Below are 9,680 nucleotides of genomic sequence, written 5' to 3' on the forward strand. Positions count from 1 at the left end.
AGGGTAGCAGCATGCCACGCACCAAGGGGGACCACGAGGCCCGCCGTCGCGACGTCTCCGAGGCGGTCTGGCGGGTGTTGGCCGCGCAGGGCTTCGGCGGGCTGACCCTGCGCGCCGTCGCCGCCGAACTCGGCGCCACCACCGGCCTGCTCACCCACTACTTCCCCGCCAAGCGCGACCTGGTCGCGCACGCCCTCGACCTGCTCGAAGAGCGCAGCGCCTCCCGCCCCCGGCGCGCTGCCGCGGCGGGCCTGTCCGCCGTCCGGGCTGCCCTGCTCGACATCCTGCCGCTGAACGCCGAAGCCACCGACGCCAACCGGATCTGGGTGTCTTCCTGGGATGTCGCCCTCGCCGACTCCGCCCTGAGCGGCGACCACGCCCGCAGGTACGCGCAGAGCCGCGACAGGCTGAGCGATCTGATCGCCGCGGCCCAGCGGCTGGGCGAACTGCCCGCCGGAGACCCGGCACGCATCGCGGCCGGCGCCCAGGCCTTCGTGCTCGGGCTGGTGGTGCAGAGCCTGTTCGACCCCACGGCGTTCCCGGCCCAGCGGCAGGCGGAGCTCCTCGACGACTACCTGGCGTCGCTGACGTCGGCGCCCACACCGCACGGCGACGACGCGGACCCGTCCTGACGGCCACGCCTGCGCAGCGTTCCATGGACCCGGCCCGCCCGGTTCGTGGACCCGGCCTACCCGGTCCGCGGACCCGGCCTGCCCGTTCCGTGCAGCCGGCCTACCCGGCCCGCCCCTTGCCCCACAGCCACGGGTGGTAGTGCGTGCGCCCCAGTACGTCCCCGCTGTGTGCGGCCGCCGCGAAACCCACCACCGGCGTGGAGAGGAGGGTGAGCAGCATCGGCGCGTAGCCTCCGTCGGTGGCGGCCGCCACCACTGCGGTCTCGCCCAGGAACACCGTGCTCGCTACGGCTCCGGCAAGCAGTCCCCGCAGCGGGGCCCGCGCGACGAGCCACTCGGGCGACAGCGCGAGTACGCCACCGGTCACCGCACCGAGCAGGACGCCGACCGCCATGCTTCCGCCGACCGCGGTGAAGCCGTGCACCAGGCCTGCCAGGGCGCCGCGGTGCGGTCCGGTCAGGAGCCACCCCGCGACGGAAACGATCCATACGGAGCCGAAGACGATCGTCGGCACCAGTCCGATGCGCACACCGAGCCGCACACCTCGGCGGACCACCTGTCCGAACGCCATGTGTCCTCCCGAGACCCGGCCGCTGCGCGCCCACGGCGATCGCATCGGCGTCACGGTACGTCACGCCTGATCGGCGTCCGGCACCAGGGGCGGCAGGGTCGGCAGTCCACGAGGGCGGTGCGGCGCGCGGTGGGTCAGGCGTGCGCGGCCGGCGCCGGGGAGTTGCCGGACCGCGGCAGGACGGCACGTACCGACTCCGCGGAGCGCCCCAGCACCGCGGTGCCGTCGTCCGCGGTGATGATCGGCCGCTGGATCAGGGTGGGGTGGCCGGCCAAGGCCTCGATCCACCGGGCGCGGTCGGCCGGTTCGCGCGGCCAGGTGGCGAGGTCCAGCTCGGCCGCGGCCGGTTCGCCGAGGCGGGTGATGTCCCACGGCTCCAGCTCCAGGCGCCGCAGGACGGTGTCGATCTCCTCCGCGGTCGGCGGCTCCTCCAGGTAGTAACGGACCGTGTACCGGGCCTGTTCCGCGTCGAGCAGGGACAGTGCGGACCGGCACTTCGAGCAGGCGGGGTTGATCCAGATCTCCATGGTGCGGTTCTTTCGGTTGCGTACGGCGCGGCGGTGCGCGCCGTGGGTGTCAGGTGGTCAGCCCGGCCAGGGCGAGGAACTCCGCGCGGGAACGGGCGTCGCTGCGCAGGGTGCCGAGGAGGGTCGAGGTGAGGGTGCTGGAGCCGGTGGCCTGGACTCCGCGCAAGGTCATGCAGGTGTGTTCGGCCTCGATGACGACGCCCACGCCCTTGGGTTCGAGCTGGTTCTGCAGCCAGTCGGCGACCTGTTTGGTCAGGCGTTCCTGGACCTGCGGGCGGCAGGCGAAGTGTTCGACGACGCGGGCCAGCTTCGACAGGCCCAGGATCCGGCGGCCGGGCAGGTAGCCGACGTGGGCGGTGCCGACGAACGGCAGCAGATGGTGCTCGCACACCGAGCGCACCGGGATGCTGCGGGCCAGGACGAGTTCGTCGTAGCCCTCGTCGTTGGGGAAGGTGGTCAGGTCGAACGGGCGGGGGCTGAACAGCTCGGCGTAGGCACGGGCCATGCGCCCGGGTGTCCCCCGCAGGCTCTCGCTCTCGGTGGAGACGCCGAGGGCCCGCAGGAACTGCCCGGCGGCACGTTCGGCGGCGGCCAGGTCGATGCCGTCCGTCGGGCGGACGACGCGCAGCGCGGCCGGGGCCGGGGCCGGCTCGGGTATCTCCGGATCGCCGGGGGCCGGGTGCGCGGCGGTGTGGGGTCCGTGGGACATGTCAGCTGCCACCGATGCCCAGGGCGCTGAGCAGGACCAGGACGACGGTGGCGACGGCGAGGATGCCGTGCGCGACGACCACCGCGACGGGGAAGTGCCGCTCGGCGGGCTCGGATTGCGCGGCCGGAGCACCCGCGGTGGCGGTCCCGGCCCGGCGGACGGGGATCCAACGGGCCAGCATCGTGAAGCCGAGCAGGGCGACGGGCACGAGCAGCCCGAAGGCGGTCCAGGCCAGTGCGTTCCTGTCGGTGATCAGGTAGGCGATCCAGACGACCAGGCCGATCGCGGCGAGCGCGAAGTGGCCGAAGACGACCGGGACGGGCAGCCGGCTGCTGCCGCCCTTGGCGCCTCCGCGGGAGAGCCAGGCGCCGAGCAGGTAGAAGCCGCCGAGCGCGGTGATCACCCAGGTGATCAGTGCGGCGATGTCCATGAGGACTCCTTGTCGGAAGGGGGGATCCCGGCGCGGCAGCGGCTGCGCGCGGCCTGTGCCGGGCGGTTGTGGGGCGGTGCGGCCGGTGGTGGCCGCGGGTCGTGGGGCCGGGCGGTCCGTGGTCGCCGCGGGGTCGCGGTCAGTCGGCCGACCGGTCAGGGCGGCCGCGGACGGGGGCGAAGCCCTCGGCCTGGGTGACCTCGTCCGCGACACGGACTCCGTAGCGGTAGGCGAGCCTTCCGCCCAGGTGTCCCGAGACGGCCAACGCCGCCAGGCTCAGGGCGTTCAGCGCGAGCATCCCGGTGCCGGCGCCGCCCGGTGCCGCCCGTTCCGCGTGCCGCCACAGGAAGTTCCCGGCGTACGCGGCGGTCACCAGCAGGTTCAGCGACATGTGGACGAGGGCGACGCGGAAGGCCCGGGTGCCGGGCGGGATCGCGAACAGGTCCAGGAAGCCGGGCATCGCCGCGGCCAGCGCCCCGACCACCCCGATCGCGATCAGCCACCGCGCGCCGGCGACCAGGGGCGCCGGGTCGTGCACCAGGTGGGACGCGACGTCGAGCACCAGGCTGCCCACCCAAGCGCCGATCGGCACGGTGACCAGCATCGGATGGAAGGGGTGCCCGTACGGACCGGCCAGCGCGGCGCTCACCGGCGCCTTGGCCCGCTCGGCCATCGGATCGTCCATGTCCACCACCACCTTCAATCGCCGCCTTCAGTTTCACCAACAAATTTTGGTCTTATTCGGCGGAGGCGTCAAGGACGCAGCCCTACGCCCCATCGAGTGAAAGGTTGCTGGTTTGACCTACGGGAATGCGCGTTAATCTGGAGAGGTGGCCTCCGACGCAACCCCGCATCCCCCGGCGGCTGACGCCGCGATCGAGTCCGTCAGCGTCCTGGGCGAGGACTCGCGGCGGAAGATGTTCGCCTTCATCCGGCGCCAGCGCCGCCCCGTGACCCGGGACGAGGCGGCCGCCAGCGTGGGCATCTCCCGCAAGCTCGCCGCCTTCCACCTCGACAAACTCGTCGATGCCGGCCTGCTGCGCGCCCGCTACGCCTCCCCGACCGGGATCCGGAAGGTCGGCCGCCAGCCCAAGGTCTACGAACCCACCGACCACGACATCCGCGTCAGCATCCCCGACCGCCGCCACGAGCTGCTCGCCGATCTCCTGCTGGAAGCCGTGCTGACCGAGGAGGACAGGGAAACCGCGCCGCGCGCCGCCGTACGGACGGCCGGCCGGCGCGGCCGGGAACTGGGCGAGGCCGAACACGAGCAGACCCGCCCCGGCCGGCTCGGCGCGGAACGCGGACTGAACGTCTGCGAGCGGATGCTCGACCGGCACGGCTTCGAACCGGTCCGCGAGACCCCCACCCAGCTCCGGCTGCGCAACTGCCCCTTCCACCCCCTGGCGGGCAAGGCCCCCGACCTGGTCTGCGGGATGAACCACGCCTTCCTCGCCGGCTACCTCGAAGGCATGGAGATCAGCGGCGTGGAGGCCGTCCTGGCGCCCCGCCCGGGCGAGTGCTGCGTCCAGCTCGACGCCGGCAAGAAGTAGCGGCTCGCCGGCCCGCCCCGCAGGCAAGCGGTCGCTGGAGGCCTGCGGCCGCTGTTACCAGGCGGGGTCGGCGCGTCGAAGGTCGCGGAACACCTCGGGGGTCGTCCAGCCGCGCAACGTCGCGGGAATCGTCGACCGGAACGCGGCCTCGGCCGTGGCGGCGTCGAAGGCTCCGGCCAATTCGAGAGTCACCAGCCCGTGCAGGGCCACCCAGAGCGAGAGGGCGATGAACGTCGCTTCGCCGGCGAGGACCGACTCCGCCACGGCGCGCTCGATCGCCGCGAGGAGCGGCCGGACGGGGTCGGCGGCGCCGACCGCGCCCGACGGGTCGAAGGACTGCACACCGCCGAACAACACCGAGTAGAGATGGCGGTGTTCGCGCCCCCATCGACGGTACGCGGCGGCCAGTGCGTAGAGGTCGGCGAGGGGGTCCTCGGAGGTCGGCACCGCCGAGACCTCCTGGAACAGGCCGGCGACGGCCCTGTTGCGCACCTCGCCGATCAGCCCGTCCTTGCCGCCGAACAAGGAGTACACCGCCGTCGTCGACGTCCCCGCGACAGTTGCCAGGGCGCGGACCGTGACCGACTCGCGCGGACGGGTGGCGAGCATCTCGGTCGCGCACACCACAAGCCGCTCTTTGACGCTCTCATCGTTCGTTCTCGGCCGACCCACGACGACCAGCTTACCCACTCTGATAACGTCGTTTTGAAACAGCGTTCTGAAACTTCTGGAGGCCGGCCTCATGCCCACGTCCGTGATACGCCCTGCCCGCGCTGCCGGTCGCCTGGTGCTGACCCTGGCCGCCGTCGCGGGGCTGGTGATCCTCTTCCTGGCGCTCATCGTCCTCACGGACGGGGCGGGTTCGGGGCTCCCCGCGTGGTCGGCGACCCTGGGGATCGCGACTGCCGTCGCACTGTGGCGAGGCCGGCGCCGTACCCGGTCGGCGCGGCTCGTGCCGTTCCTGCCGGTGGTCGTCGCGGCAGCGCTGACGGCGTCGGTCTGCGTCCCGACCGCGCCCACGGACCGGCGGTACCCGCCCGACCTGCCTTTCGTGGCCACCCAGCACTGGGCCCTGGCCACAGGCAGCCGGGTCGCGGTGTACCACTACCCGCCCGCGCCCCACGCCCCCCGGCACCCCGTTCCGTTCGTGTACCTCAACGGCGGGCCGGTGCGCGGCATATCGGTGCTCGACCACCGGTTCCTGCAGCTCCTGGCGCGACAGGGCTACGACGTCTACACCTACGAGCAAGCCGGCGGGGGCCGAAGCGACCTGCTCCCCATGGGCCAGTACACGATCTCCAGGTCGGTCCGCGATCTCGCCGCCTTCGTCGACCGCCTGGGCAGGGGCAGGGTCGACATCCTCGGATTCTCCTCGGGCGGGGTCGTACTCACCCGAGCGCTGGCCGACCCGCGCGTCGCGGCGCGCCTCCACCGGGCGGTCATCGCCGACCCCGGCCCGATGGACGGCCCCACCGCGCACATCACCGGTCACAAGGGCCGAGAGTCAGCGCGCGACCTCGCGCCGGCCATGGCCGGGCCGCGGTCGACACGCGTCCCCCGGTACGCCGTCGCATTCGGGCTCATGCGACTCGGGCTCCTCACCCCCGAGACCGGACTGATCGGCCAGGCCGAGGGCGACAACGCGTTCGCCGCCGCGGATCTCGGCAGCGACACCGCATCCGCCTACTGCGCGCGCGACGCGCACCGCATCCCCGTGGAGGACACGGAACAGAACTTCTCCTTCAGTTCCGCCGCCAGCCTTCGCATCCAGCAGACAATCAGGGACTCCCCCTCCATCGCCCCGCAGCTGAGGCACTCCCGCACCCCCGCGATGCTGATGATCGCCGAGTGCTCCTCCCAGGTCCGTCAATGGGCGACCGCCGTCCTTGCCCATGATCCCGCCGTCCAGCGCACGCAGTACATGCCCGGCGTCGGACACCACATGTGGAACGGCCTCGACGGCAACAACGACCGGGCCGCCGCCGCCATCACCGCATTCCTTCAGGCCAGGCCGGCCCCCCTGCCGAACCACCCGACCCGCGGCGAGATCCCCGCCTTCCTCCGCGACCACAAGTGACGTCGTCCGGGTGCCCGCCACCGGCTCGGTGGCGGGCACCCGGACGCCGCCGTGCGGTCAGGGGGCAGGCGGCCGGGCGACGGGTCCGAGCTCAGCCATGCCGGCCGACCGATGCCCTGCCGCCGCGTTCCGCCGGCGTCCCGCCGTCGCGGCGGATGGTGGCCAGCAGCAGGTCCTCTGCGCTGGACGGTCGCAGGCCGTCGGTGCGATCGGCGAAGTAGCGCTCGGCGAACGAGGATCCCGGCATGTGTCGGGCGTCTTCGAAACCGGCTTCGCGGGCCAGTGCCAGCATCTCCGAAGGGGTGTAGAAGCTGATGAACGGCGTTCCGGATGCCTGTGCGCCTTGCCGGCTCGCCCGGAGGCCGGGGCGATCGGCGTCGTCGAGCAGTTCCATCGGCAGCAGGAAGGTCATGGCGAGCGTCGAGCCGGCGGCGAGCCCGGCGATCTGGCGCAGGGTCGCCGCGGTGGCGTCTTTGGTGAGGTACATGGTGACGCCGGTGGAGACGATGACCGCCGGCCGACCGGCATCGAAGCCCGCAGCGGCGAGCTTCTCGAGCCAGTCCTCGCTCGCCTCGAAGTCGACCGGCACCAGGTGCAGCCAGTCGGGGACGCCGTAGCCGAGTTCGACCAGGCGCCGGCGCTTCCATGCCTGGGGGCCGGGCTGGTCGACCTCGAAGACCCGTAGGCGGGAGGCGACGTCCGGCCTGCGTTGGGCAAAGGTGTCCAGGCCGGCTCCCAGGACGACGTACTGGGTGACGCCGAGGTCGGCCTGCCGGACGATCAGGTCCTCGATGAAACGGGCGCGGGCGACGATGGCCGCCCGGAATCCTCTGGTGGCGTGCGGGTCCATGTCCGGGCGGCGGCGCCAGTCGCCGTCGGGTCCCGCCAGCCGCAGGCCGATCTCGTCCTCGAGCACATGCGGTGGCGCGTCGGCCTGGACGTGCAGTGCCCGCCACAGGGCGGTGCGCACCGCGGTGTTGTCCGGTTCCTCGGTTTGCTCGTCTGCCACGATGTTCCCCCTTTTCGACGTGGTCCTCTTCGAAGCGGTCAGTTCTCGGCAGGAGCCTGGAGGCTCCACAGACGCCCGTCGGGGTCGCGGACGATCATCTCCTTGGTCCCGTAATGGGGGTCCTCGAAAGGCGTGACCACCTCGACGGCGGGATCGGGACGGAACGTGTCGGCGTCCGGCACCTTCAGCACCATCTGCGTCCGGGGCTCCTGGTCCTCGGGGATCTCGGCGATGAAGACGTACGGTCCGTCGCCGTTGCGGAGCCGGCCGGAGTTGTGGTCGGTGGAGAACTCCAACTCGTAGCCGAGCGACTGGAAGAACTTCGCCGCCCTGCCCCAGTTGTGGGTGGTCAGGAATACGGCCTCGATGCCTTCGGTCGCCATGTCAGGCCCCCTTCTCGGTCGATCGCTGTTCGCGCCCATGAGCGTCGTCGAGGTAGGCACGCAGCGCTTCGGCGACCAACGCCGACAGCGACATGCCCGACTCGATGGCGCGGTACTTGACCTGCTTGATCAGCCCGATCGGCAGGTACACGTTGAACTGCTTGACGTCCTCATCGCTCACGAGTGCGATGCTAGCATCCTAGCAAGCTAGTTCGCAGTGTCGACGTGGGGAGCTGCTCCGCGTCATGGTGCCCGCGCGCACGATCGGGGCCCGAAGTGTGGCGTCCCACCACATGTGCGCCTGACCTGCACGTTCCTACGGTGTGGCGACACGAATCGTCCCTGCCCTCGTCAGGAAGTGGTGCCGATGCCCTCCCCCGCGACCGCTGCCCCACCACCCACCGACCTCAAGCGCATCGTCGCCGCGAGCCTGATCGGCACCACCATCGAGTGGTACGACTTCTTTCTCTACGGATCCGCCGCCGCGCTGGTGTTCAACAAGCTCTTCTTCCCCGGGTCCGACCCCCTCGTCGGCACCTTGCTGTCGTTCCTGACGTACGCGGTGGGGTTCGCCGCCCGGCCCCTGGGGGCGCTGGTCTTCGGGCACTACGGGGACCGGCTGGGCCGTAAGCGACTGCTCGTGCTGAGCCTGCTGATGATGGGCGGTGCGACCTTCGCGATCGGTCTGCTGCCGACGCACGCCGCGGTCGGCACGGCGGCGCCGGTGCTGCTGACCGTGCTGCGGCTGGTCCAGGGGTTCGCCCTGGGCGGCGAGTGGGGCGGCGCGGTGCTGCTGGTGTCGGAGCACGGTGACGCCCGGCGGCGCGGGTTCTGGGCGTCCTGGCCGCAGACGGGCGCGCCCGCGGGGCAGTTGCTGGCCACCGGTGTGCTGTCGCTGATGACGGCGCTGCTGCCGCAGGCGGCGTTCGTGGCGTGGGGCTGGCGGGTGCCGTTCCTGCTCTCGGGCGTGCTGGTCCTCGTCGGACTGTGGATGCGGATGTCGGTGGATGAATCGCCCGTCTTCCAGGCGGCGTTGCGCAGCGCCGAGGCCCGGCGGGCACAGGGCACGGCGGTGGAGAAGCCGCCGCTGGTCGCGGTCCTGAGGCACCACTGGCGCGATGTGCTGATCGCGATGGGCGCGCGGATGGCCGAGAACATCTCGTACTACGTCGTCACGGCGTTCGTCCTGGTCTATGCGACGGCGCACACCGGGCTGGGACAGCAGACCGCGCTGAACGCGGTGCTGATCGCCTCGGCGCTGCACTTCGCGGTCATCCCCGCCTGGGGCGCGCTGTCGGACCGGATCGGGCGCCGTCCGGTCTATCTGCTGGGCGCGGTCGGCGTCGCCGGCTGGGCCTTTCCGTTCTTCGCGCTGGTGGACTCCGGCCGGTTCGGGCCGCTGCTGCTCGCGGTGAGCGTCGGGCTGGTCTTCCACGGTGCGATGTACGCGCCGCAGGCGGCGTTCTTCGCGGAGATGTTCGCGACCCGGATGCGGTATTCGGGGGCCTCGATCGGCGCCCAGTTCTCGTCGGTGGCGGCCGGGGCGCCGGCCCCGCTGATCGCCACGGCGCTGCTCGCCGACTACGGCGGCCCGACGCCGATCGCCCTGTACGTCATCGGCGCCGCGCTGCTGACGCTGATCGCGGTGGGCGTGGCGCGGGAGACCCGTAGCCGGGATCTCACGGCGGTGGAGGGGGCGGCGGCGGAGTCCGCGGAGGCGGCGAAGGCCTGATGTGCGGCGGGGACGTGACGGGCCGTGGGACGCTCCGGGAGACGGGCAGCGGGCCCG

At 72.2% G+C, this 9,680-nt stretch carries 13 protein-coding genes; 4 read left to right on the plus strand and 9 right to left on the minus strand.

What is annotated here, in order from left to right:
- Positions 1-11 precede the first annotated feature (11 nt).
- The gene (locus AC0680_RS07480) at positions 12-632 is read left to right on the plus strand and encodes a TetR/AcrR family transcriptional regulator (protein WP_478625768.1); all 621 of its coding nucleotides are present in this window, start codon (positions 12-14) and stop codon (positions 630-632) included.
- A gap of 100 nt (positions 633-732) precedes the next feature.
- On the opposite strand, the gene AC0680_RS07485 is transcribed toward AC0680_RS07480, so the two are convergent.
- The 5 genes from AC0680_RS07485 to AC0680_RS07505 all read right to left on the minus strand — a co-directional run bounded on the left by AC0680_RS07485 (position 733) and on the right by AC0680_RS07505 (position 3,554).
- On the minus strand, positions 733-1,203 hold the full coding sequence (locus AC0680_RS07485) for a hypothetical protein (RefSeq protein ID WP_478625769.1): 471 nt from the start codon (positions 1,201-1,203) through the stop codon (positions 733-735).
- 134 nt (positions 1,204-1,337) lie between these two features.
- Entirely contained in the window at positions 1,338-1,730 is a 393-nt protein-coding gene (locus AC0680_RS07490) for an ArsC/Spx/MgsR family protein (protein ID WP_478625771.1), read from the minus strand.
- A 49-nt stretch (positions 1,731-1,779) separates the two neighbouring features.
- Positions 1,780-2,439 (minus strand): GTP cyclohydrolase I FolE, encoded by a 660-nt coding sequence (gene folE / locus AC0680_RS07495; protein ID WP_478625773.1) that lies wholly within the window; start codon positions 2,437-2,439, stop codon positions 1,780-1,782.
- A gap of 1 nt (position 2,440) precedes the next feature.
- Positions 2,441-2,869 (minus strand): hypothetical protein, encoded by a 429-nt coding sequence (locus tag AC0680_RS07500; RefSeq protein ID WP_478625775.1) that lies wholly within the window; start codon positions 2,867-2,869, stop codon positions 2,441-2,443.
- A 139-nt stretch (positions 2,870-3,008) separates the two neighbouring features.
- A complete protein-coding gene (locus tag AC0680_RS07505; protein ID WP_478625776.1) occupies positions 3,009-3,554 on the minus strand; it encodes a DUF2231 domain-containing protein in 546 nt (181 codons plus the stop codon).
- Positions 3,555-3,699: 145 nt separating this feature from the next.
- On the opposite strand from AC0680_RS07505, the gene AC0680_RS07510 reads away from it, so the two are divergent.
- Positions 3,700-4,422, plus strand: a complete 723-nt coding sequence (locus tag AC0680_RS07510) for a helix-turn-helix transcriptional regulator (protein ID WP_478625778.1) — start codon at positions 3,700-3,702, stop codon at positions 4,420-4,422.
- A 54-nt stretch (positions 4,423-4,476) separates the two neighbouring features.
- Here AC0680_RS07510 and AC0680_RS07515 read toward each other — a convergent pair whose 3' ends face one another.
- Positions 4,477-5,094, minus strand: coding sequence for a TetR/AcrR family transcriptional regulator (locus tag AC0680_RS07515; protein ID WP_478625779.1), 618 nt, complete (start codon positions 5,092-5,094; stop codon positions 4,477-4,479).
- Positions 5,095-5,164: 70 nt separating this feature from the next.
- Here AC0680_RS07515 and AC0680_RS07520 point away from each other — a divergent pair, with 70 nt between their 5' ends.
- Positions 5,165-6,499 carry an alpha/beta fold hydrolase gene (locus tag AC0680_RS07520; RefSeq protein ID WP_478625781.1) on the plus strand — a complete coding sequence of 445 codons (1,335 nt, stop codon included), beginning with the start codon at positions 5,165-5,167 and terminating at the stop codon, positions 6,497-6,499.
- 91 nt (positions 6,500-6,590) lie between these two features.
- On the opposite strand, the gene AC0680_RS07525 is transcribed toward AC0680_RS07520, so the two are convergent.
- Genes AC0680_RS07525 through AC0680_RS07535 form a run of 3 tightly spaced genes read right to left on the minus strand, consistent with a single transcriptional unit; the run spans position 6,591 to position 8,072 of the window.
- Positions 6,591-7,508 (minus strand): class I SAM-dependent methyltransferase, encoded by a 918-nt coding sequence (locus tag AC0680_RS07525; RefSeq protein WP_478625782.1) that lies wholly within the window; start codon positions 7,506-7,508, stop codon positions 6,591-6,593.
- Positions 7,509-7,546: 38 nt separating this feature from the next.
- Entirely contained in the window at positions 7,547-7,891 is a 345-nt protein-coding gene (locus AC0680_RS07530) for a VOC family protein (protein ID WP_478625784.1), read from the minus strand.
- Position 7,892: 1 nt separating this feature from the next.
- Entirely contained in the window at positions 7,893-8,072 is a 180-nt protein-coding gene (locus AC0680_RS07535) for a ribbon-helix-helix domain-containing protein (protein ID WP_478625786.1), read from the minus strand.
- Between the two features lie 186 nt (positions 8,073-8,258).
- On the opposite strand from AC0680_RS07535, the gene AC0680_RS07540 reads away from it, so the two are divergent.
- Positions 8,259-9,623 carry an MFS transporter gene (locus tag AC0680_RS07540; RefSeq protein WP_478625788.1) on the plus strand — a complete coding sequence of 455 codons (1,365 nt, stop codon included), beginning with the start codon at positions 8,259-8,261 and terminating at the stop codon, positions 9,621-9,623.
- The last annotated feature ends 57 nt before the right edge of the window (positions 9,624-9,680 follow it).

Source organism: Streptomyces sp. NPDC043738 (assembly GCF_056436545.1).

Excerpts from the sequence above, each read along its gene's own strand:
- AC0680_RS07480 (WP_478625768.1), top strand. The coding sequence starts at position 12 with ATGCCACGCACCAAGGGGGACCACGAGGCCCGCCGTCGCGACGTCTCC.
- AC0680_RS07485 (WP_478625769.1), bottom strand. The coding sequence starts at position 1,203 with ATGGCGTTCGGACAGGTGGTCCGCCGAGGTGTGCGGCTCGGTGTGCGC.
- AC0680_RS07490 (WP_478625771.1), bottom strand. The coding sequence starts at position 1,730 with ATGGAGATCTGGATCAACCCCGCCTGCTCGAAGTGCCGGTCCGCACTG.
- folE (WP_478625773.1), bottom strand. The coding sequence starts at position 2,439 with ATGTCCCACGGACCCCACACCGCCGCGCACCCGGCCCCCGGCGATCCG.
- AC0680_RS07500 (WP_478625775.1), bottom strand. The coding sequence starts at position 2,869 with ATGGACATCGCCGCACTGATCACCTGGGTGATCACCGCGCTCGGCGGC.
- AC0680_RS07505 (WP_478625776.1), bottom strand. The coding sequence starts at position 3,554 with ATGGACGATCCGATGGCCGAGCGGGCCAAGGCGCCGGTGAGCGCCGCG.
- AC0680_RS07520 (WP_478625781.1), top strand. The coding sequence starts at position 5,165 with ATGCCCACGTCCGTGATACGCCCTGCCCGCGCTGCCGGTCGCCTGGTG.
- AC0680_RS07530 (WP_478625784.1), bottom strand. The coding sequence starts at position 7,891 with ATGGCGACCGAAGGCATCGAGGCCGTATTCCTGACCACCCACAACTGG.
- AC0680_RS07540 (WP_478625788.1), top strand. The coding sequence starts at position 8,259 with ATGCCCTCCCCCGCGACCGCTGCCCCACCACCCACCGACCTCAAGCGC.